Annotated in this window: 21 protein-coding genes; 12 read left to right on the top strand and 9 right to left on the bottom strand. The window is 71.4% G+C overall.

Going from position 1 to position 20,172, the window contains the following annotated elements; translation table 11 throughout:
• Positions 1-85 precede the first annotated feature (85 nt).
• The 6 genes from IU476_RS00545 to IU476_RS00520 all read left to right on the top strand — a co-directional run bounded on the left by IU476_RS00545 (position 86) and on the right by IU476_RS00520 (position 6,984).
• Positions 86-1,141: a BMP family ABC transporter substrate-binding protein gene (locus tag IU476_RS00545; protein ID WP_195095443.1), complete on the top strand. Its 1,056-nt coding sequence runs from the start codon at positions 86-88 to the stop codon at positions 1,139-1,141.
• Positions 1,142-1,149: 8 nt separating this feature from the next.
• Positions 1,150-2,670 carry an ABC transporter ATP-binding protein gene (locus tag IU476_RS00540; protein ID WP_195095442.1) on the top strand — a complete coding sequence of 507 codons (1,521 nt, stop codon included), beginning with the start codon at positions 1,150-1,152 and terminating at the stop codon, positions 2,668-2,670.
• A complete protein-coding gene (locus IU476_RS00535; protein WP_195095441.1) occupies positions 2,667-3,953 on the top strand; it encodes an ABC transporter permease in 1,287 nt (428 codons plus the stop codon). The genes IU476_RS00540 and IU476_RS00535 overlap by 4 nt, the downstream gene beginning before the upstream one ends.
• The gene (locus IU476_RS00530) at positions 3,950-4,870 is read left to right on the top strand and encodes an ABC transporter permease (RefSeq protein WP_195095440.1); all 921 of its coding nucleotides are present in this window, start codon (positions 3,950-3,952) and stop codon (positions 4,868-4,870) included. The genes IU476_RS00535 and IU476_RS00530 overlap by 4 nt, the downstream gene beginning before the upstream one ends.
• A gap of 74 nt (positions 4,871-4,944) precedes the next feature.
• On the top strand, positions 4,945-5,859 hold the full coding sequence (locus IU476_RS00525; protein WP_195095438.1) for a DAPG hydrolase family protein: 915 nt from the start codon (positions 4,945-4,947) through the stop codon (positions 5,857-5,859).
• 174 nt (positions 5,860-6,033) lie between these two features.
• A complete protein-coding gene (locus tag IU476_RS00520; protein WP_195095436.1) occupies positions 6,034-6,984 on the top strand; it encodes an SMP-30/gluconolactonase/LRE family protein in 951 nt (316 codons plus the stop codon).
• A 15-nt stretch (positions 6,985-6,999) separates the two neighbouring features.
• On the opposite strand, the gene IU476_RS00515 is transcribed toward IU476_RS00520, so the two are convergent.
• Positions 7,000-7,410: a hypothetical protein gene (locus IU476_RS00515; RefSeq protein WP_195095435.1), complete on the bottom strand. Its 411-nt coding sequence runs from the start codon at positions 7,408-7,410 to the stop codon at positions 7,000-7,002.
• Positions 7,411-7,471: 61 nt separating this feature from the next.
• Positions 7,472-7,759: a hypothetical protein gene (locus tag IU476_RS00510; RefSeq protein WP_195095434.1), complete on the bottom strand. Its 288-nt coding sequence runs from the start codon at positions 7,757-7,759 to the stop codon at positions 7,472-7,474.
• A 333-nt stretch (positions 7,760-8,092) separates the two neighbouring features.
• Between IU476_RS00510 and IU476_RS00505 the strand changes: the two genes are divergently transcribed.
• From IU476_RS00505 to IU476_RS00495, 3 genes are all read left to right on the top strand, one after another.
• Positions 8,093-8,413 (top strand): hypothetical protein, encoded by a 321-nt coding sequence (locus IU476_RS00505; RefSeq protein ID WP_195095433.1) that lies wholly within the window; start codon positions 8,093-8,095, stop codon positions 8,411-8,413.
• A 238-nt stretch (positions 8,414-8,651) separates the two neighbouring features.
• Positions 8,652-9,653, top strand: coding sequence for a helix-turn-helix domain-containing protein (locus IU476_RS00500; protein ID WP_195095432.1), 1,002 nt, complete (start codon positions 8,652-8,654; stop codon positions 9,651-9,653).
• A 180-nt stretch (positions 9,654-9,833) separates the two neighbouring features.
• Positions 9,834-10,868 carry a TIGR03617 family F420-dependent LLM class oxidoreductase gene (locus IU476_RS00495; RefSeq protein ID WP_195095431.1) on the top strand — a complete coding sequence of 345 codons (1,035 nt, stop codon included), beginning with the start codon at positions 9,834-9,836 and terminating at the stop codon, positions 10,866-10,868.
• Between the two features lie 89 nt (positions 10,869-10,957).
• Here IU476_RS00495 and IU476_RS00490 read toward each other — a convergent pair whose 3' ends face one another.
• Both IU476_RS00490 and IU476_RS00485 read right to left on the bottom strand, forming a co-directional pair.
• Complete coding sequence (locus tag IU476_RS00490; RefSeq protein WP_195095430.1) at positions 10,958-13,273, bottom strand: MFS transporter; 2,316 nt, start codon at positions 13,271-13,273, stop codon at positions 10,958-10,960.
• A 157-nt stretch (positions 13,274-13,430) separates the two neighbouring features.
• Entirely contained in the window at positions 13,431-13,979 is a 549-nt protein-coding gene (locus IU476_RS00485) for a TetR/AcrR family transcriptional regulator (RefSeq protein ID WP_195095428.1), read from the bottom strand.
• Positions 13,980-14,269: 290 nt separating this feature from the next.
• Here IU476_RS00485 and IU476_RS00480 point away from each other — a divergent pair, with 290 nt between their 5' ends.
• Positions 14,270-14,587: a hypothetical protein gene (locus IU476_RS00480; protein WP_195095426.1), complete on the top strand. Its 318-nt coding sequence runs from the start codon at positions 14,270-14,272 to the stop codon at positions 14,585-14,587.
• 15 nt (positions 14,588-14,602) lie between these two features.
• Here the strand turns inward: IU476_RS00480 and IU476_RS00475 are convergent, their stop codons facing one another.
• Positions 14,603-15,355 carry a GAF domain-containing protein gene (locus IU476_RS00475; protein WP_195095423.1) on the bottom strand — a complete coding sequence of 251 codons (753 nt, stop codon included), beginning with the start codon at positions 15,353-15,355 and terminating at the stop codon, positions 14,603-14,605.
• A gap of 82 nt (positions 15,356-15,437) precedes the next feature.
• On the opposite strand from IU476_RS00475, the gene IU476_RS00470 reads away from it, so the two are divergent.
• Positions 15,438-16,793, top strand: a complete 1,356-nt coding sequence (locus tag IU476_RS00470; RefSeq protein WP_195095421.1) for an aldehyde dehydrogenase family protein — start codon at positions 15,438-15,440, stop codon at positions 16,791-16,793.
• Positions 16,794-16,799: 6 nt separating this feature from the next.
• Here the strand turns inward: IU476_RS00470 and IU476_RS00465 are convergent, their stop codons facing one another.
• Complete coding sequence (locus IU476_RS00465; protein WP_195097571.1) at positions 16,800-17,237, bottom strand: hypothetical protein; 438 nt, start codon at positions 17,235-17,237, stop codon at positions 16,800-16,802.
• Positions 17,238-17,435: 198 nt separating this feature from the next.
• Here IU476_RS00465 and IU476_RS00460 point away from each other — a divergent pair, with 198 nt between their 5' ends.
• Complete coding sequence (locus IU476_RS00460; protein ID WP_195095419.1) at positions 17,436-17,585, top strand: hypothetical protein; 150 nt, start codon at positions 17,436-17,438, stop codon at positions 17,583-17,585.
• Positions 17,586-17,595: 10 nt separating this feature from the next.
• Here IU476_RS00460 and IU476_RS35810 read toward each other — a convergent pair whose 3' ends face one another.
• The 3 genes from IU476_RS35810 to IU476_RS00450 are packed head-to-tail and all read right to left on the bottom strand — an operon-like array spanning position 17,596 to position 20,062.
• A complete protein-coding gene (locus IU476_RS35810; RefSeq protein ID WP_324193801.1) occupies positions 17,596-18,624 on the bottom strand; it encodes an acyl-CoA dehydrogenase family protein in 1,029 nt (342 codons plus the stop codon).
• The gene (locus tag IU476_RS35805; RefSeq protein ID WP_228822937.1) at positions 18,561-19,088 is read right to left on the bottom strand and encodes a hypothetical protein; all 528 of its coding nucleotides are present in this window, start codon (positions 19,086-19,088) and stop codon (positions 18,561-18,563) included. Before IU476_RS35805 ends, IU476_RS35810 begins: the two co-directional genes overlap by 64 nt.
• A gap of 8 nt (positions 19,089-19,096) precedes the next feature.
• A complete protein-coding gene (locus IU476_RS00450) occupies positions 19,097-20,062 on the bottom strand; it encodes an oxygenase MpaB family protein (protein WP_195095417.1) in 966 nt (321 codons plus the stop codon).
• Positions 20,063-20,172 lie beyond the last annotated feature (110 nt).

Genomic DNA, 20,172 nt, shown 5'->3' with positions numbered 1-20,172 from the left:
CTTGTTGCGGCGTTAATTTCGGCAGGAAACGGTGGCGGCGGGCGCGCTCGCCCGCCACCGGAACGGCACGACAACGAGGTAGTCCATGGCCGCAGTCGACGCTCTCCCCTCCGCCCGGCGCACCGTCCGCGCGCTCTGCGCGACCGTCGCGGCGCTGCTGTTCGGGGCCGTAACCGCCTGCGGCGGCGGCACTTCCGCCGACGCCGGCGCCGCGGAGATCATCTACGTCACCAACGCGCCGATCGGGCAGAACCAGTTCCTCGAACTCGGCAGGACCGGCACCGAGCGGGCGGCCGCCGCGCTGGGTGCGCGGGCCCGCACCTACGAGAGCACCGACGAGCAGTCGCGCCGGGCGAATCTGGAGGCCGCCATCGCCCGCCGGCCCCTGGCCATCGTGCTGATCACTTACGAATTCAACGATCTCGCCGTCGAATTGGCCGAACGCCATCCCGACCAGCAGTTCGTCCTGGTCGACTCCTGCCCGCCGCAGGTGCCGGAGAATCTGCGGTGCGGGAAGTTCAAGGAGTACGAGTCGTCGTATCTGCTCGGTGTGGAGGCCGGGCTGCTCACCCGCGGCGGCCGCATCGGCACCGTCGCGGCCAAGGACTCCCCGTTCTTCCATCGCTGGTCCGACGCCTTCGCCCTGGGGGCGCGCAGCGTTAACCCGCAGGTGCTCGACTCCCAGCTGTTCGTCGGCGGCGAGAACGCCGTGGGCGACCCCGCGCGGTCGAAAGAGTTGGCGCTCACCACGATTCACACCGGCGCCGACCAGGTGTACGCGGTGACCGGCGGCGGCAACGGCGGCGTGTTCGAGGCGGCCGCGCAGAGCCGCGACGTGCTCGCCTACGGCGTCGACGTCAACCAGTGCCCGCAGGCGCCGGGCGTCGTGGTGGACAACGCGATCAAACGCGTCGACAAGGTGGTGCTCGACCTGCTCACCCAGGTCCGCCAGGGCGCCCCGGGCGGTACCTCCACCGAATTCGGCCTGGCACAGGACGGTTCGACCGTGACGAGCCTGACCGCCGACGCCGCCGCGAGCGGTTGCGTGATCCTGCGGCACCCCGACGTGCTGCAGCGGGTCCGCGAGGCGCGCGACGCGATCGTGGCCGGGCACGTCACGATTCCGCACGCCGACAACTAGGCCGCCCGATGCACACGCTGGAACTCGAGGCGATCACCAAGCGGTTCGGCGCCGTCCTGGCCAACGACGCCGTCTCCCTGACCGTCGGGCGCGGCGAGATCTTGGCTCTGGTCGGGGAGAACGGGGCGGGCAAATCCACGCTCGTGTCGATTCTCTACGGCATGCTCGGCCCGGACTCCGGCCGCATCCTGATCGACGGGCGGCCGGTCGAATTCGATTCGCCCGCAGCGGCTATCGCGCACGGGCTCGGCATGGTGTTCCAGCACTTCCAGCTCTTCGACCAGCTGTCCGCGGTCGAGAACATCGTCTACGGCGCCGAACCGGGTCGGTGGGGGCTGCTGCGTCGCCGGACCGCGATCCGGCAGGTGCGCGCGCTCGCCGCGGAGTACGGGCTCGAGGTGCCGGTGGCCGCGCCGGTGGCCGACCTGCCGGTCGGGGTGCTGCAGCGCGTCGAGATCCTCAAGGCGCTGTACCGGGGCGCGGAACTGCTCATCCTCGACGAGCCGACCGGCGTGCTGACACCCGGCGAGACCCGCGAGCTGTTCCGGGTGCTGCGCGCGTTCGCCGACGACGGCCGCGCGGTCATCCTGATCACCCACAAACTCGACGAGGTGACCGCCGTCGCCGACCGGGTCGTCGTGCTGCGCGACGGGCGGCGGGTGTTCGCCGCCGCGGTGCGCGACACCACGAGCGCCGAACTCGCCCGGCACCTGACCGGGCGGCAGGTCGACCTGCGGCCGCGGCGGGCGACGCGACCGCCGGGCGCGCCGGTGCTGACCCTCGACCGGGTCCGCACCGGCGGGCGACGCGGCGCGCTGCACGGGCTGTCGCTGACCGTGCGGGCCGGTGAGATCGTCGGGATCGCCGGGGTGGCGGGCAACGGCCAGGAAGCGCTGGCGGCCACCGTCGCAGGACATCTGACCGGAATCGCGGGCACCGTTACCCTGGCCGGTGTCGACGTCACCGCGGCCGGGCACACCGAGCGTCGTGCCCGCGGGCTGGCGCACATCACCGAGGACCGCAATCGCGACGGCGTGGCCCGCGACGCCGACGCCGTGGTCAACCTCGCCGCCGGATTCCACCGCGCTCCCCCGCTCGCGGTCCGCGGACTGCTGCGGCCGCGGGCGCTGCGGGCGCACGCCGAGCACCTGATCGAGCGGTTCGGCGTCCGGCTGCCCGACCCCGCCGCGCCGGTGCGCACGCTGTCCGGCGGCAACACCCAGAAGCTGGTGGTAGCAAGGGAACTCGCGCACGACGCGCCGCTGCTGCTCGCCGAGCAGCCGACCCGCGGCGTCGATCTGGGCGCCATCGAATTCATCTACCGGCGGCTCGACGAGTACCGCGCGCGAGGCGGCGCGATCCTGCTGATCTCCACCGAGCTGACCGAACTGCTCACCCTCGCCGACCGCATCCTGGTGCTGACCGGCGGCCGCCTGGTCGGCGAGTTCGACGGCGCCCACGCCGACCCCGAACAACTCGGCGCACTGATGTCCGGCGGCTCCCCCACCCCCACCCCGAGCGCCGCATGAGCACCCCCGAACACCCGGACCCAACCACGCCCGCCGCACCCACCTCCCCTGCCCCGCCGAGCACAACCGCCCTGCCGACCACACACGACCAGGAGACCGAGCACCCCGCGGCGACCACATTCGTGTCCGGCGAGGACGCGAGCGGCGCTTCGCGGTTCCTGTCGCGTCTTGCTGCTCGGCTGCGAACGAGCCGACCGGATCGTGTGCAGGTTGCCGATGTCGCCGCTGCCGTGTTGCTGACCGGGGTGGCGACGACGGTTCTGTTCGCTGCTACCGGGCACGATCCGGGGGCGGTCTACGGGAGTATGTGGCGCGGGGCGTTGAGCGGGGCGGGGCTGGTGACCACTGTGCAGCAGGCTGTTCCGGTGATCGGGCTGGCGCTGTCGTTCTCGTTCCGGGCCGGGCAGTTCAATCTCGGTGGTGCGGGACAGTTCGTCGCGGGCGGGCTGGCGGGCACGGTCGCGGTGCTGGGCGCGCCCGGTCCCGCGCCGCTCGCGATGCTCGCCGCGTTCGCGGCGGCCGCACTGGCCGGGGCGCTGCTGTCCGGGACCTCGGCCGTGCTCTACACCCGTTTGGGCGCACCGGTTTTCGCGACGTCGCTGCTGCTGAACTATCCGGTCGTCTCGATCACCTCGTATCTGATCAAGACGGTGCTGAAGGACCCGGCCTCGGCGCGCGACGCCTCGCGCAGCGTGCCGCGCGAGCGGCGGCTGGGTGCGCTCGCCGGGCCGGACTCCGCGGCGGGCCGATTTCTGGCCGACCGGTTCGGCCGCACCCACCTGCTGACCTTGCTCGGGTCCGGGGTGAACTGGTCGCTGGCGGTGGTCGCCGCGGTCTTCGCCGGGTGCGTGTTCGTCGGCACGCGGCTGCCGATCGGGTTCGAGACGCGGATCATCGGGCTCAATCCGCGGTTCGCCGACGCGGTCGGCATCCGCGCGCCGCGCGCCGTCGTCGCCAATATGGCCACCGGCGGCGCCCTCGCCGGGCTGATGGGCGCGCTGGTCGTGCTCGGCTCGCACTATCGGCTCATCGACGGCGCGCTGGACGGCAGCGGTTACCCGATCACCGCGCTGCTGGTCGCGCTGCTGGCCCGCAACCGGCCCGGCGCGGTGCTGGTGGTCGGCTTCCTGTTCACCGCGCTGGGCGTCGGCGGGCAGGAGATCGAACGCGAATTCGGGCTCTCCGCTTACGTTTCCACGGTCGTGCAGGCCATGGTGGTGTTCCTCGTGACGATCAAGCCGACGCCGCGCGCGCTGGCCCGGCGCTGGGGTGTGCGCCGATGACGCACCTGGATCTGCTGCTGTCCGCCGATATCCTCGCCGCCACCGTGCGCAGCGGTATACCGCTGCTGCTGCTCGGGCTCGGCGGGCTACTCTGCCATCAGGCGGGAGTGTTCAACGTCGCGCTCGAAGGACTGTTGCTGATCGGGTGTTTCGCCGCCGTCGCCGGGAGCGCGCTGTCGGGCAGCGCGGCCGTGGGCGTGGCCGCCGCCGTCGCGGCCGGTGTCCTCACCGCGTTCGTGCTGTCGGTGGGAACCGTTGCGCGCCACGGTAATCCGCTGATCCTCGGTACCGCGGTGAACATCGTCGCGGCCGGGCTCACCACCTTCGCGCTGCAGGCGCTGTTCCATGTGCGCGGCACCTACCATCGACCGGACCTGGCCCGCCTGCCGCACTGGTTCGCGCCCGCCGAGCACGCGCTGCCCTGGGTGGGGCCGATCCTCGCGGCGCTGAGCCCGCTCGGCCTGCTCGCATTGGCGGCGGTGCCCGCCACGGCGATCTTCCTGCGCCACACCGTCGCCGGGACACGGCTGCGCGGCGTCGGTATGCACGCCGAGGCCGCGCAGTCGCTCGGGGTGCGGCCCGATCGCTATCGCGCCGCCGCGCTGCTGGTGTCGGGGGCGCTGGGCGGGCTCGCGGGTGCGGAGCTGTCGCTGGGGTCGGTGGCGTTGTTCACCGAGAACATGTCGGCCGGGCGCGGCTGGATCATCGTGCTGGTGCTGCTGCTGACCGGGGGCCGCCTGCGGCCGATGCTGGGCACCCTCGCGGTCTACGCGTACACCCAGTCGCTGGGTTTCCGCCTGCAGACCTTCGGGCTGCCGATGCAGTTCGGCGACGCCGCACCGTATCTGGCCACTCTGGTCGTGCTCGTGGTGGTCGGCGTGCGGGCGAGGCGACGGGCAGGCCGGGCGGCGGTGTGACCCGCCTCCTGTGCCATCTCACAGAAACCGGCGACAATCCGCTGTTCCGCTGCGGCGCACCATAATCTCGACGCATGGTGAGTAGAGGTGCGCTGTCGCGCCGAGCGTTCTTCTCGGCCACCGCCGCCGGGGCGGGGGTGCTGCTCGCGCCGGACATCGCGCGGGCCCAAGCCGACACCGGGACCACCCGCTATGCGGGCTACTCCCCCGCCGATTGGTCGCAGCCGTACTCGCGGTTCATGACCGAGCACACGCTGCCCGCGCCGCCCACCGTCACCGCGGCCTTCGACGGGCCGCCGACCGCGCCGGAGCTGATCCCCGAATTCGGCGGGCTCGCCGCCGAACTCGGGCCGACCGGCTACTCCGCGGTCGAGACCGGATACGGGCAGCTGCCGTCCGGGGTGGTGTGGGTGGCCGTGCACACCCACATGCCGCGGGTCAGCGCGGCCATGTGGGACTGGTGGTTCGACTGGCACAGCATCGAATCGGCCCGCTACAAGCTCTGGCATCCCGACGCGCACATGTTCGCCGCCACGACCGTCGGCAACCTCGCCGACCGCGTGCCGGGACGGCCCGGGTACATCGGCACGGTGTCCTACGTCGACGAATACATCGGGCCCGCACTGCAACAGCTCGCCATCGCCTTCGAGGATCCGCGCGCGCACGGGTTCGAGGTGCCCGGCGACCAGACGATCGTGTTCGCCCGGGTCGGCAGCGCGATCGCGCCGGTCGACCTGGGCCGGCTCGCCCACCAGGTCCGTCCCGTGCCCGGCGGCAGCGAGATGCGCAGCCGCTTCTACCTCAACGTGTACGGGCTGCACGTCCCCGACGCCGAGCAGGCGGCCCACGCCGTCCAGCGCGGCCCGGCCGCCGACCCCCGTGACCTCGTCCTCGATCTCGCCCTCGCCCGCAACCTGCTGCTGCACTGCGGCCAGGAGATGAACCACCTCGCCCAGTTCCTCCCCGAATTGCACGCCCAGTTCGCCTGATTCGGGGTCGCGAGCCGCGACCCGTCCGTTCCGGCACCTCCAGTACCGGGTCACCGACGCGCCCTCGAGTAGGGGTCGGCGCGCGGTGGGAGCGCGTATCCCGGCGAGTGCGGGCTCGATGGGCGAGAATCGCGGGCGACACGAGCGACGGGCGAGACGACAGCGAGGTGCGAGATGGGCGGCAGGCACAAGACGGCGGCCGGGCTGGCGGCACTGGCCGTCGCGGGCGCGTTGACCGCGACGGCTCCGGCGGCGGACGCCGCGCCGGTGTGTCCGGGCAGCGGACAGGGCACCGTCCCGGTGGCCGCGGTGCCGGGCGCGGCGCTGGAAGGACTCACCGTCGACGCCCGCGGCCGCGCCTACACCACCGACCTGGTGAGCGGCCGGGTCTTCCGCATCGACGCACCGGGCGCACCGGCGGTCCCGATCGCGACGGTGCCCGGCGGCGGCGCCGGGGCCCTGGCGTGGACGCCCGACGGCAAGCTGCTGGTCGGCTACGGCGCGGACCCGCGCGTCGTGGCCGGTGACGTGCTCCGTCACGCCGGGATCGTCACGGTCGACCCGGACACCGGCGCGACGGCACCGTTCGCGGCCGGGCTCAGCGCCGCCAACGGCATGGACGTCGCCGCCGACGGAACGGTGTTCGCCACCAACGACTTCGCCACCCTCGTGGGCCGCGTCGCCCCCGGCGGCGCGGTGCAGGCGGACTGGGCGCGGCTGCCCAGCGCCAACGGCGCGGTCCTGGGCTCGGACGACGAATACCTGTACGTCTCACGCACATTCGTCGACCCGGGCGTGAGCCGGATACCGCTGGCGAATCCGGCCGCACCGCAGTCGCTGCTGGATCTGAGCGGGCCCGACGCGCTCGCCGCGCCCGACGGGCTGACCCTGGACTCGCTGGACCGGCCCGTGGTGCCGTTCAACCCCTCCGGGCAGATAGTGCGGGTCGACGGACCGGGCCGATACTGCCTGCTGGGCACGGGCAGCCCGCAGACCAGCGTGGTCAGCTACGGGCGCGGCGCCACCGGTTTCGCCGCGGGCCGCTTGTTCGCCGCCACCTTCACCGGCGCGGTCTACGAGGTTCCCGGCGGCTTCGACCCGAACGCCCGCACCGCGACACCGTAGGCGGCGCACCGGAACTCATCGGCACCGACCGGTCCCGGCGTCGTGTGCGCCGTCGATCGCGGCCTGCCGCTGGTCCTCGCTGAAGACCTGCCAGTCGGGGGTGCCCGGCAGGCCCGCGACGGCCTCGGCGACCGCGCGGTCCACACCCGCCTGGCCGGACGCGCCGCGCGCACGCTCGACCTCCGGTGCGAGTTGTTCGCAGGTCCTGCGGCGGATCTCACGCGGAGCGCTGCCCGAAGGCACCGACACCGAACGTGAACTCTGCGGCGGCAGAATGACATTCGGCACGGTGGCGGTGTCCGTCGACGACACCGGCGTCGAACTCGTGGCGTCCCGTGCGGGATTCAGGTCTTCGGGGCCCCGGTCGCAGGCCGTCGGCAGCAGCGCCGCGACGCAGGCCAGCAGGGCGATCGAGAAGTGGCGCATGGACTTTCCTTCGAGAGCGTCGATTGCGTTGCTGCCCTCGGCATACCCCGGACAGGCCCGGCTATCGGCCGAAGCTGCCGAATGCCTCCACCAGCGGCAGCATGGCCATGCCGGTGTCCCGGATGAGCGCGTCCAGATCCTCCAGCACCACCGCCAATTCGCTCTCCAGCTCGTCGGTGGGCTCGGACTCGTTGCCGCGCAACCGCAGTCGCAGGCCCGCGTCGAACAGATGGCGCACCAGCCGGTCGCACGCGATGACGAACTCGTTCACCTCCCGCTGCGACCACCCCGCCGGAATCGGCCCGCCGCACCGGCCCGCGTCATCGAACATCCGGTCGTTCTCGAACATCGGCGGCTCACCCTCGCACAGCACCTCCGCGGCGCGCGCTCGGGCGCCACGCCCGGGCACCGCGGGGCCGGTCGGCCCATCGTCGGCGACGAGCGCACTACGATCAATTCTCTGTCCGACCGTAGCCTTCCCCGCTGGTGCACGGCGAAACCTGCGGAGCCGCAGGCCATTCCGATACCGACCGGTGTTTCGGGCCCGAGTCGGCGAAATCGACTGTCAAGTGCGCTTTTTCGAGCCCTGCCGCCGGGCCGCGGCACCATACAATTAGCGCACTACTGCGAATTCACACTGGCGGCTCCCACTGTGATACCGCTTGGCCTCACGGAGTAGGTCATGGCAGATATCGATCGACCCGACATTCCCGGTCCGGGCCCGGAACTCGACTCCGTCGAGTTGTCCTCCGGCTACCTCGCCGCGCTCACCGATGCCAACGATCGCCTGGTCCGCGGGGTGTTCCACGTCGGACTGCGCCTGCACACGCTGAGTACGGCGCTCACCACGCCGGGCGCGTCCACGGCGGCGGCCCGCAGCGCCCGGGCGACCGTCGCCGACACCTTCGACGACCTCGACCGATTCGTGCGCGACGCCGGGCTCACGATGCTGCCGCTCGCCACGCGCAGCATCCTGCCCGGCCCGTTCGACGCGTGGCGATGAACCCGCGCGCTCGGAGCGCTCGCCGCCGTGCCGGTGCGGATCGACGGCGTCGGCGAGCCGCACACCGGCCTGACGCAGCGCTCGGCCCGCAGAAGTCGTCCGGCGGGGTGGATGTCGCGCTGGTGGCTCCCGGGTGCGACACCCACCCGCATCACCGTATCGGCGACCGGCGGGGCCCGATCGACTCGCCGTGCACCGGAACCGGTCTCACAGTGCACCACCCCCGAAGGAACACGACATGGCCGTCCTCATCGATACCGCGACAGTGCCGCCGCGCGACCGCGTCGAGTTGATCGCGGCCGCGCTGCAGCGGGCGTCCGCTCCCGCCCGGGTGGTGCTCACCGAGCCGGAGCGTCCGGTGCACGGGCGCATCGAGGAATGGCGGTTCGGCGACGCCGCCCTGGTGCGGGCGCGCATGGGCGGCTACCGCTACGCGCGCACGCCGAATCTGGTGCGGGTCGCGCCGTCGCCGCAGTTGCTGATCATGGTGTCGCCGACCGGTGTCACCCGGTGGGCGCAGGACGGCGACCGGCACGAGTTCGTGTCGGGCCGGCTGTGGGTGGCCGACCTCAACCGGCCCTACGACGCCGACTGGTGCGGCGGCGAGATCATGGCGCTGCAGGTGCCGCTGGCACAGCTGGACATGCCGGCCGACACCGTCCGCCGCGCCGCCGAGCGCCTGCCGGGCAGCCCGCTGTACGCGCTGGCGGCCACGCACGTGGCCATGACCGCCCTGGTCGCCGACACACTGCCCGGCGACCCGGGATCCCGCGATTTCGGCAGCGGCTGCGTGGAATTGGTGCGGGCACTGCTCACCTCGGCGGCCACCGGCGCGGGCGACGGCACGGCGCTGCCGACCGACGTGCTGCTCGCCCGGATCCGCGACTACGTCCGCCGCCACCTCGCCGACCCGGATCTCGACGCGGCGCGCATCGCCCGGGCGCACCACATCTCGGTGCGCTACCTCTACAAGCTGTGCGCGCAAGCGGATTTCAGCCTGCGGCAGTCGATCATCGAGCAACGCCTGGACCAGGTGCGCCGCGACCTCGCCAGCCCGCGCCACCAGCACCGGCCGATCGCCGCGATCGCCCAGCACCGCGGTTTCCGCGATCCCTCGCATTTCGCCCGCCGCTTCCGCATCGCGTTCGGCATGACGCCCCGCGAATGGCGGCACGCGGCCCGGCAGGCGGCCGGGCGCGAGGACGTCACGGTCCGAGCTCAACCTGCGTCTTCGCGGTGAGCGTTCGGCCGACAGCGCGCGCCGGTTGCTGTCCGGGGCGGCGCGTGCGGCGATCTGCCCCGGCCGGGCGCCTGCGGTCCGCAGCGCTGAACGTTCGCCCCGCCGCGGCGCGGGTTCGTGGGATGATCCGCTCGGTGTGATCGGCGGCGCGCCGAGAAGGACGGAGAGGGCGGACCTTTCGTGAAAGTGCATCTACAGGTGGAGGGGTCCCCGGCGCGGGTGCGTGACAGTGCCCGCGCGATCGCCGCGGCGGGCGCGGACGGCCTCTTCTCCTTCGAAGGGCCGCACGACGTCTTCTTCCCGCTGGTGGTCGCGGCGGGCGAGACCGGCCTCGAGCTGATGACCAATGTCGCGATCGCCGGTCCGCGCAGTCCGCTGCATCTGGCCCACGCCGCCTACGACCTTCAGGTGTACAGCGGCGGGCGGTTCCGGCTCGGGCTCGGCTCGCAGATACGCGCGCACATCGAGAAGCGGTACGGGAGTACGTGGGATAGGCCCGCGCGGCGCATGGCCGAATCGGTGGCGGCGGTGAAGGCCATCTTCGCGGCGTGGGAGGGCAAGGCGCCGTTGGACTTTCGCGGCGAGTTCGTCACACACACGCTGATGCCGCCCACCTTCGACCCGGGCCCCCATCCGTTCGGGCCGCCGCCGGTGCTGCTGGGGGCGCTCGGGCCGATCATGACCCGCACCGCCGCCGAGGTCGCCGACGGCCTGCTGGTGATGCCGTTCAACAGCACCCGGCACTTCGCCGAGCGCACCGTGCCCGCGCTGACCGAGGGCCTGCGGCGGTCCGGGCGGACCCGGGCCGGCTTCCAGGTGATCGCGCAGGCCATGGTGGCGGTCGCGCGGACCGAGGCCGACCTGGCCGCCGCGATCGACGGCGTCGCCACCCTGATCGCCTTCTACGGTTCGACCCCGGCGTACCGCCCCGCCCTGGCGGCCGAGGGCCGGGAGGAGTTGCAGCCCAGGCTCAACGCCCTGTCGAAACAGGGCGGCTACGCCGAGATGCGCGCACTGATCGACGAGCCGCTCGTCCGCACCTTCGCCGCCGTCGGCACACCGGAGGAATGCGCCGCCCAACTGCGCGAACGCTACGGAACCGACGCCTCCGACCTGTGCTGCTACTTCCCCGGCTACACCCCCGACCCCACCGACGTCACGGATCTGGTCGCAGCGCTACACGCCGTACCACCTCCCACCACCGAGAGCCGATAGGGACCGGCGTTGCGCAGCCCACTCACGAAGGAGGACAGCGCATCCCGGGCCGGACGGATAACTATGCCCGGGATACGCGGTCGGGATCGTCAGCGCGTGGGCAGGTGCGCTGTGCGGTCGTAGCTCAGCTCGAGGTCGAGGGTGTTCGGGCCGCCGGTGACCGTGACGCTGTCGGTGACGGCGGGGTAGCCGCGGGTGACCACGGCGTAGTCGCCGGTGGGCAGGTCGGGGACCAGGTAGCGGCCCTCGCCGTTGGTGCGGGCGGTGGCGACCGGGTCGCCGTGGGCGTCGAGGACCGTCACCTGCGCGTCGCGCACCGCGTGGGCGCCCGCCCGCACCGCGCCGGCGAGCGTCGCGACCGGAGCGAGTTCGGCGTCGTAGCGCAACAACCCGCTCTCGGGCACGTGCAGGGTGGCCGCGTGCGGGCGCATGCCCTCGGCGACGACGACCACGGTGTGCGTGCTCGACGGGACGCCGCGGCACACGTACCCGCCGTCGCCGCCGGTGACCGCCGCGCCCACGACGTCACCGTGCGGATCCGTGACCGTCACGGTGGCGCCGGCGACCGTCGCGGTGTGCCCGGCGGCCGCGCCGACCCGCCGGACCGTGCCGCACAACTGCCCGGAACTCGGCAGCGTCAGGTCCACCGGCAGCGGCCGCGAGCCGACGGCGATGTTGACCGCCACCGGACGGTGCCCGTTCGCCGCGCCGATCAGGACGTAGTCGCCCACCGCGGGCACGGCGATGTGATAGCCGCCGTCCGCGTCGCCGGTCGTCCGCGAAACCTGGTGTCCGCGTTGGTCGATCAGCGTCAGCGCCACGCCGGGGACCGGTTCGCCGTTCTCCCGCCGGACCCGGCCGGCGACCGACCGGTCCGCGCTGTCGAGCCCGGACACGACTCCCGCCGAGACGGCCGGCTCGGCCGCCGCACCCGCCGCGGCCAGCAGCTCCGCGTCGGGAATCCGGTCGGCCACCTCGCCTCGCGGCTCCGCCGCGGCGACGGCGACCTGCGGCTCGTGCGCCCGCACCGACGGCACCACGATCGCCGCCAGCGCCGCCAGCACGGAGACGCCCGCCAGGAACCAGAAGACGTTCGTGTAGCCCGAATCCGCGGGCAGCCCGTGCGCGGTCTGCGCCCCCGAGGTCAGGATGACCGACGAGATCGCGCTGCCGATGGCGCCGCCGACGGTGCGCACGTTGGCGTTCATACCGGTGGCCGCGCCGGTCTGCGCGGCCGGCACCGCGGCGACGATGATGGCCGGCATCGAGGAGAATGCCAGGCCGATACCCACCCCGAGCAGCGCGCCCGCCAGGTAGACCTGCCAGCTGTGGTCGTGCCCGACGGCCAGCAGCGCGAACGCCGGAATCGTGATGAGGCTGCCGATGAGCACGATGAACTTGGGGCTGATCCGCGCGGCCAGCGGTCCGATCGACAGGCCGATCACGAACATCGCCGCCGACAGCGGCAGCATGTACAGCCCCGACTGGGTGATGCTCGCGCTCAGGCCGTATCCGGCGACGGACTTCGGCGTCTGCAGCAGCTGCGGCAGGAACGTCATCATCGCGTACATCGCGGCGCCGGTCAGCACGGCCACCAGGTTGGTCGTCCACACCGCCGGGATTCGCATCGTGCGCATATCGATCAGCGGCGTGCGGGACTTCAGCTCCACCACGATCCACGCCGCGGCACACAGCACCGCCAGCGCGAACAGGCCCAGCGTCGGAACCGACACCCAACCCCACGACGGGCCCTTGCTGACGGCCAGCAGCAACGCCACCAGCCACGCCGAAAGCAGCAGCGCCGCACCCCAATTGATCCGGCCCGGACTGCGCACCGGGGATTCGGGAACGAACAGCACCGCGGCCACGGCGGCCACCGCCGTGATGATCATCGGCACCCAGAACAGCCAGTGGTAGTCCAGGTGGTCCACGATCGGGCCGGCCAGCACCAGGCCCACGCCGGAGCCGACCGCGATCAGCGACGAGGCGATGCCGACCGCGCCGTGCAGTTTCCGCGCCGGGAACTCGTCGCGAATGATGCCGAACGCCAAGGGAATGACGCCGCCGCCGAGGCCCTGGATCACCCGCGCCACGATCATCACGCCGACCGAGTCGGTCAGGGCGGCGATCAGGGAGCCGAGCGTCAGCGCGACCAGCGTGACGACGAGCATGCGTTCCTTGCCGACCTTGTCCCCGATCCGGCCCAGGATGGGCGTGGCGACCGAGGCGGACAGCAGGTAGCCGGTCATCAGCCAGGTCGCGGTGCTCTGCGTGGTGTGCAGGGCCGGGATGAGCAGCGACAGCACCGGCACGATCATCGACTGCAGCAGCGCGTACGCGGAGATGCCGAGCAGCAGCACCGCGAACACGACGTTGTAGTGCGGCCGGGTTTTGACACGCGCCATGAGTAAGGGATCCTCCACCAGTTGAAACGGAGCGACTCTCCGGTTAGTTACCGTAACAGATACCGGCCGCCGATCCCGCTGCCGCCGCTGTGATCTCACCCTCGTTCGCGGGCCGTTGTGAGCCGCGCCGCACCAGGGGCGCCGAGAACGCGGGCGCTCAGGCGACCGGCAGGGCGGGCACCACCCAGCGCGTGACGAAGCGGCGCACGTCGTCGTCGGTGTCGAGGTCCTCGTCGTCGAACAGGACCAGCGACAGGCCCAGGCGGATCACCAGCTGGGCGATGTCGTCCAGGTCCGGCTCGAGCCCGGGGTCGAGGGCGATCAGCGGCGAGAGCAGCTCTCGCGCAACGAGTTTGGCGCGGGCGATCATACCGGTGTCGAAGACCGGGTTGCCCGGCTCGGGATGCAGCAGGCAGGACAGGACCGGATTCGCCCGCACCACGGAGCGACCGGCGACGAAGACCTCGGCGAGGTACTCCGGCACGTTGTCGATCGACGCCAGCCGGGCACGGAGGTCCGCGGAGGTGCGCAGCAGCAGATCCGTCACGGCCTGCGAGACGAGATCCTCGCGGGTGCCGAAGATGGAGTACACGGTCTGGCGGGTGACCCCGGCCGCCTGCGCGACCGCGGCGATGGTGATCCCCCCGAACCCGCCCTCGGCGACCAGCCCGAGGGTGGCATCCACGATTTTGCTCCGCGACCGCATGGCACCAGTATCGGCGATTCGCCGCGGGCGGGTATCGCCGTCGGTGGCCCGGCTCGCCCCGGCGCACTCGGCTCGGTACGCCGCTGTCGGACAGGCGGCTATTTTCTGGTGTACAGACGGCGCAGGGGCGGCAGGGCTCTCGCGGTGGGCGATATTTTCGCTTCGGGCGGATTTCGAGTTCCGGCCAATGAATCCCGGCTCCGGCCTCTACCAGCTAAGCTCGTCTGCGACATCGGGTCCCGAAGTGTGGCCGTCCGTGCGTTTCACGTCATTCCCCCGGGGGATCCGAGATGAATTCTGTCGCGTCCTCGAGTGCCGGTGACCGGCCCGCGCACCACCGGCGACCGTCCGGCGACCAAGGCCCACCGGCACCGGCGGTGCAGCGAGATGTGCTCGCGGAGTTGAGCGATCACCTGATCGATCGCATGTTCGCGATCGGGCTGCGGGTGCACAACGAGCTGATTCGCTCGCGCCGGGACAGCGCCGCGCCGGCGCAGCGGGATGCCGCGATCGTCACGATCGGGGACGCCGTCGACGAGCTGGAGTCGCTGAGCCGCCACCTCCGTGCCTCCATCGACAGGCTCGAATACGATTCTCCGCGACCGTGATTCGAGGCCGTGCCGTCACGCCGAGGACCGTGGCCGGTGTCCGTCGTGATGCCAGCGGATCGCGCGCTCCGTCGCGTCCGCGAGCAGGCCGAGGAGTTGCTGGTCGTGGTCGAATCGTGGCCGCCCGGTGTAGTGGCAGGACACGACGCCCAGCACCCGCCGGTCGGGGGCGAGCAGGGGCATCGACTGGACGGCGCGAGTCTCGGAGTCCCTCAGCACGTCCCGGCCCGCGGCGGTGAACAGCGTGCTGTGCTCGACGTCGGAGACCGTGACGGGTTCCGCCCGCTGCGCGGCCGCCGCGCACGCCGAGCCCTCGGTGCCGACCACGCGGAAGAAGGCCAGGAATTCGGCCTCGAACCCGCGTTGCTCCGCGATCACCAAGCCGCCGCGTTCGTGGTCGTACAGCTGCACGTCCACCTTGTCCGCGTCCGAGTTGGCCAGGATCGTGTCCGGGAGCAGTTGCAGCAGCGCGCGGGGACCGAGCGCGGCGAGCAGGTAGGGGTCGAGGACCTCCACCCCGGCGAAGGCGTCGGTGCGCCGCACGACCAGGTCGTCGATGTTTCTCGCCGTCGCGGAGATCTCGGCGTCCACCCGCACCTGCTCCATCGTGGCACGCTGGCGCGCCAGCAGGCCGGTGGTCGTCGCACGCAGCGCCGCCGCCCGTTCGCGCGCCAGTTCGCCTTCGTGCCGCTGCCGCTTCGGCGCCGCGGCCCGTGCCGCCGGGCCCGGCCGCGGCCCACCGGAGGGAGCCGACGGGAACTCGCTCATCACTCCACTATGGACCCGAACGGGCCGCCGCGGGGGCTGAGCGCGTCATGTTTGTCGAGCGCCGCGCGGGTACTCGGGCCTCATGACCGAGATCGACGACGTGACCCGCACGGCGAGCGACGCGGTGACGGGCGACGCGGACCTGGTGACCATCCTGAGCAATGCGCGTGCGGCACAACCCGCCTGGGCGAGCACGGCGGCGACCGCACGCGCCGCGGCGCTGCACGCCGGGGCGGCCGCGCTGCGCGAGCACGCGGACGACTTGGCCGCGACCCTCGAACGCGAGACCGGACGACCGGCCGCGTCGGGGCGCGAGGGCGTGCTCGCCGGGGCGGGCACGCTCGTTCAGTACGCCGAACTCGGCCCCGTGCATCGGGGGCGCACCCTGCACGGCACGTGGGCGGCGACCGATTTCATGATCCCGCAGCCGCGCGGCGTCGTGGTGGCGCTGACGCCGTGGAACGATCCGGTGGCCATAGCGTCGGGCCTGCTGGGCGCCGCGCTCGCGACCGGGAACACGGTGGTGCACAAGCCGAGTGAGCGGTGCCCGCGCACGGGTGCGCTGCTCGGGCGGCTGCTGGCCGGGCATTTCCCGGACGGGGTGCTGCAGACCGTGACGGGGGACGGCCGGATGGGCGCGGCGCTGGCCGGGTCGTCGGACGTCGATGTCGTCGCGCACGTCGGCGGCAGCGCGACCGGGCGCGACATCGCCGCGGCCGCCGCCCGCACCGGCGCGAAAGTGCTGCTGGAGAACGGCGGGAACGATCCGCTGCTGGTCGATGCCGACGTGGACCCGGTGTGGGCCGCCGAGCAGGCCGCGACCGGAGCGTTCGCCAACGCGGGGCAGATCTGCGTCGCGGTGGAGCGCGTCTACGTCCACCAGGCGGTGGCCGAGGAATTCGTGACCGCGCTGTGCGCGCAGGCGGAGCGCTGGAATCTCGACCCGCAGCCGCTGGTCGACGAGCGGCTGCGTGACGAGGTGCACGCCCAGGTGCGCGAGGCGGTCGACGCGGGCGCGGAAGTTCTTGTGGGCGGGCGTATTCCGGACGGTCCCGGCAGCGGCTACCCGGCCACCGTCCTCACCGGGTGCACGCCCGGGATGCGGGTGCTGCGCGAGGAGACCTTCGGGCCCGTCGCGCCCGTGCGCGTCGTCCCCGATTTCGAGACCGGGCTGCGCGAGGCCTGCGACGACGAATACGGTTTGGCCGCAACGGTTCTCACCGGGTCGATGGCACATGCGCAGCAAGCCTGGCGGACCCTGCCGGTCGGCACGGTGAAGATCAACGCCGTCTTCGGCGGCGCACCCGGCGGTGCGGCCCAGCCCCGGCGGCAGTCCGGCAGCGGCTACGGCTACGGTCCCGAACTCCTCGACGAGATGACCACCACCAAGGTGGTGCACTTCGAGCCCGCGGTGGAGCGGAACGGATCCGGGACTTGACCGGATTCAGCGCGCCCGGCCCAAGAACATCATGAATTCGACGGCCAAGGCGAGTAGGGACAGGACTACACCGATCACCGCCAGCGCCTTGCCGCGCCGAATTCCGGTGCAGCCCACGATGCCCAGCACGAGCCCCGCCACGCCGAACGGCAGCCCGAGATAGGGCCGCAACCCGGTGGGGTCGATGTCGAACGGATAGGCGGGCAGCAGCGGCACCACACACCCGGCGATCCCGAGCAGCACCGCGCCCACGGCGAACCAGATTCCCCCACGGCCCGCGCCCGCCGCCGATGCGCCGGGATGCGCCCACGGTTGTTGCGGTGCAACCGGATACGGTTGCGGCGCAGGGGCGTTCGGGTACGACGGAGGCGGTGCTCCGTATCCCGCCTGCGGTCCCGGATGCCAGGCCGGATCGGGCGGGTTCGGCGGCGAGCCGTGCGTCATCGAAGCGTCCTTGATCGATTCCCCAGACAGATCCCCCACGCCCCCATTCAAACGCATTCGTCCCCGCGCCGCGCGCCGAACCGGCGGCCGAGGGCGGCCGCCGTGAGCGCGCCGAAACAAGAGGCTGGTCACACCTTGTTTCCAGCGGGGAATCGGGGGAATAGCCCGGGTGTATCGGTTCCGGGAAGGGATGGCGTGATGAGTCGTGAGAATGGCGACGGCGTTGCCGTGAGCGTGGCGGCGGACGACGAGGGGGCCGTGGTGCAGTGGCCCGAGCCCAGTCCGCTGGAGGATTGGTGGAGCGAGGTCATGGCGGCGACGCCGGCGGCGGGGAATACCGCGGCGTGAGGCCGCGGGCTCAGGGACTCATTTCGTAGGTTCCCGCGAGATCGAGGATTTCGGCGTAGAGGCGGGCGGAGCGCGCTTCGTCGATCACCGGTTTGCGCAGGACGCTCTTGGCCCAATTCTGCTGAGCCTCGGTCGAGGACGCCTTGGCGTGCAGGTCGAGGGCGTAGGCGGAGAAGTCGCGGACGAGCAGCTCGAACACGGAGTCGACGACATCGTCGGAGACCCGCGCGATATTCGCCTGTTCCACGATGAGCTGCGCGTAGGACAGCAGCGTGAACAATTCCCCCAGGGCCAGTTGGTAATCGAGATCGCCGAGCTGGGCATCGGTCACCGGGGCCTCGACCGCGAAACCGGCGAAACGCTCCGCGAGTTCCTCGAACAGCGCCACGTTCGGCAGCTGGCGGCGAGTGGCGAGCACCGGCCGCCAATCGTGGAAACGTACCTTTCCCAGCCCCGAGGCGCGGGGCTGGCGGAACAGGGTGTCGTCGTCCCCCGGGTCGCGGCGCACCGGAACCTCCGGCAGGGCAACCGAATTGAACAGGTAATTCGGCATGAATTTCAGCGTCAGCGACATGTTCACATGCGCGGTGCCCTCCAGCCGCGGCATCGACGCGATCATGCCGCGCCCCAGGGAGAAGTAGCTGTCCTTCTCGAAACCCTTCGCGGAGATGACATCCAGCAGCTCCGCCAGCGCGCGCTCGGCCTCCCGGGTGACCTTCATCTTGCCGATCGAATTGAACATGACGAAGCGCCGGTCCTCGGGCGTGGAGCAGCGCAGGTAGTCGATGGCGCGCTCGTGGTAGAGCTTCATCGCCAGCAATCGCACGTAGTTGTCGGTGAGAATGCGGCGCACCTGGCCGAATTCGGTGACCGGATGACCGAACAGGATCTTGGCGGCGGCCCGGTTGATCGTCTCGTGGAAACAGTGCTCGGCGATGCCGAGGGCGACCATACCGATATTGAACTTGCCGCAGTTCACGGCCGCCATCGCGGCGTCGAACGCCGTGCGCCCCGAGTGCAGGATGTCGCCGGGACCCACCGGATACTCGTCCAGATCGAAGGCGCTGACGTAGTTCTGGCCGTGGATGACGTTCTACCGAATCCGATGAGGCCGCCGCGGTCCAGTTCCTCGGCCGCGAGGCGGTGCGCGGCGGCGTTGTCGCTCTGCCAGATGACGGCCAGGCCCAGCGTCGACACGCCCCACGCGTACCAGTACTGCGCGCCGTAGAAACCGGTGAGCTCGTTGAATTTCGAGATGAACGCGGTGTCCCAGCGCTTGTCGGGATCGCCCTGGGCGTGTTTGGCCGGGGTGGCGAAGTAGGCGAGGATCCGCGACCGCGCGAGGAACCCCATCCAGTCGTCGTACCAGGCGCCGGCGTGCGCGTCGGCGCACACCGCCTGCTTGCCTTTGGTCTCGAAGAACTCGACCACCGCGCGGAGCAGCCCGCGGGTGTTCGGGTCGAATTCGGCGAACGTCTCGGTCTTCGGATTGAGCAGCTGCATGACGACTCTCAGACCAGCGCTTTCTGTTTGCGAATCCGGCGTTGCACGTCGCGCATCATCGCCTTGGTCCCGGCGAACCGGATGAACTTGGGCACGAACCGGTTGACGAAGCCCACGAACAGGAACAGGTGCTCGAAGCGGCGCTGGTCGGCGGCGCTCCACGCCACCCCCATCTGGTCGCGGAAATGCGGCGGCAGGAATCCGGCGGTCAGGAAGCGCAGCAGACCGCCGAACAGGATCCGCAGGGACCAGTGGATCATCCGCAGGTGCAGCAGATCGCTGATGTAGGCGCGGAAGTCGTCGTCGACGATCACCTGCTCGCACGCCGCGACCCAGTACTCGTCGAATTCGGCGCGGGTCTTCGGCCACATGTCCGGATGCACCTGCAACGTGGTGCCGAAGGTGTCGGCGCCCTGATAGAAGGCCTCGAGTTCGGCCGGGCTCATCTTGCCGTGGATGAGCTGATGGGAATCCTCGAACCCGATGTAGATGCACGCCGCCACGTACAGCTGCAGATTCCGGTCGAAGGCGTTGTACTTCACCTTCGAATCCGGCCGCGACCGCACCTGCCGGTGCGCGACGTTGACCGCCTCGCGGAACTCCCGCTTCTCCTCCGGCGTGCCGAGAATGGCCACCGCCAGATACGACGCCGTGGTCCGCAATCGCTTCCAGGGATGCACCATGAGCGCCCCGGACTCGACCGTGCTCTCCATGACACCGGCCGCGACCGCGGGATGGGCGAATTGCATGGCCACATTGGCCGCGGCCCCGGCGAACATCCAGAAGTCGAGCGCGTCGGGCAGCTGCGCGGGCCGCTTGCGCGGCGACCGGTGGGTGTCCGGGATGTGGATGCGGGCCTGCTCCGGCGTCACCGGCGTGCGGGGCCGCCGCCCGGCCGCGGCCTCCTCGGCCACGAACGAATCGCTCTGCGGGTCTTCGTAGTTGGGCTCCCAAGGCTGCGTCGCCGTGGTCATAGGGGTCCTTCCTCGAGACTTCATCGGCTATGTTACTCACAATTCTCGTCGGTTAGGAAGTAGATCACACGACCTTCGAAGCACGAACAGCTCGTAACTTTTTGGATCGA

The sequence above is a fragment of the Nocardia blacklockiae genome (assembly GCF_015477355.1).
In the GTDB taxonomy this organism is placed as follows: domain Bacteria; phylum Actinomycetota; class Actinomycetes; order Mycobacteriales; family Mycobacteriaceae; genus Nocardia; species Nocardia blacklockiae.
Note: the sequence above shows the minus strand (reverse complement) of the source record. Positions and strands in the feature narration are given on the sequence as shown.

What these genes read in the sequence shown, in the direction of transcription:
- IU476_RS00545 (WP_195095443.1), top strand. Translation starts at nt 86, where the DNA reads ATGGCCGCAGTCGACGCTCTCCCCTCCGCCCGGCGCACCGTCCGCGCG.
- IU476_RS00540 (WP_195095442.1), top strand. Translation starts at nt 1,150, where the DNA reads ATGCACACGCTGGAACTCGAGGCGATCACCAAGCGGTTCGGCGCCGTC.
- IU476_RS00535 (WP_195095441.1), top strand. Translation starts at nt 2,667, where the DNA reads ATGAGCACCCCCGAACACCCGGACCCAACCACGCCCGCCGCACCCACC.
- IU476_RS00530 (WP_195095440.1), top strand. Translation starts at nt 3,950, where the DNA reads ATGACGCACCTGGATCTGCTGCTGTCCGCCGATATCCTCGCCGCCACC.
- IU476_RS00525 (WP_195095438.1), top strand. Translation starts at nt 4,945, where the DNA reads ATGGTGAGTAGAGGTGCGCTGTCGCGCCGAGCGTTCTTCTCGGCCACC.
- IU476_RS00520 (WP_195095436.1), top strand. Translation starts at nt 6,034, where the DNA reads ATGGGCGGCAGGCACAAGACGGCGGCCGGGCTGGCGGCACTGGCCGTC.
- IU476_RS00515 (WP_195095435.1), bottom strand. Translation starts at nt 7,410, where the DNA reads ATGCGCCACTTCTCGATCGCCCTGCTGGCCTGCGTCGCGGCGCTGCTG.
- IU476_RS00510 (WP_195095434.1), bottom strand. Translation starts at nt 7,759, where the DNA reads ATGTTCGAGAACGACCGGATGTTCGATGACGCGGGCCGGTGCGGCGGG.
- IU476_RS00505 (WP_195095433.1), top strand. Translation starts at nt 8,093, where the DNA reads ATGGCAGATATCGATCGACCCGACATTCCCGGTCCGGGCCCGGAACTC.
- IU476_RS00500 (WP_195095432.1), top strand. Translation starts at nt 8,652, where the DNA reads ATGGCCGTCCTCATCGATACCGCGACAGTGCCGCCGCGCGACCGCGTC.
- IU476_RS00490 (WP_195095430.1), bottom strand. Translation starts at nt 13,273, where the DNA reads ATGGCGCGTGTCAAAACCCGGCCGCACTACAACGTCGTGTTCGCGGTG.
- IU476_RS00485 (WP_195095428.1), bottom strand. Translation starts at nt 13,979, where the DNA reads ATGCGGTCGCGGAGCAAAATCGTGGATGCCACCCTCGGGCTGGTCGCC.
- IU476_RS00480 (WP_195095426.1), top strand. Translation starts at nt 14,270, where the DNA reads ATGAATTCTGTCGCGTCCTCGAGTGCCGGTGACCGGCCCGCGCACCAC.
- IU476_RS00475 (WP_195095423.1), bottom strand. Translation starts at nt 15,355, where the DNA reads ATGAGCGAGTTCCCGTCGGCTCCCTCCGGTGGGCCGCGGCCGGGCCCG.
- IU476_RS00470 (WP_195095421.1), top strand. Translation starts at nt 15,438, where the DNA reads ATGACCGAGATCGACGACGTGACCCGCACGGCGAGCGACGCGGTGACG.
- IU476_RS00465 (WP_195097571.1), bottom strand. Translation starts at nt 17,237, where the DNA reads ATGACGCACGGCTCGCCGCCGAACCCGCCCGATCCGGCCTGGCATCCG.
- IU476_RS00460 (WP_195095419.1), top strand. Translation starts at nt 17,436, where the DNA reads ATGAGTCGTGAGAATGGCGACGGCGTTGCCGTGAGCGTGGCGGCGGAC.
- IU476_RS35805 (WP_228822937.1), bottom strand. Translation starts at nt 19,088, where the DNA reads ATGCAGCTGCTCAATCCGAAGACCGAGACGTTCGCCGAATTCGACCCG.
- IU476_RS00450 (WP_195095417.1), bottom strand. Translation starts at nt 20,062, where the DNA reads ATGACCACGGCGACGCAGCCTTGGGAGCCCAACTACGAAGACCCGCAG.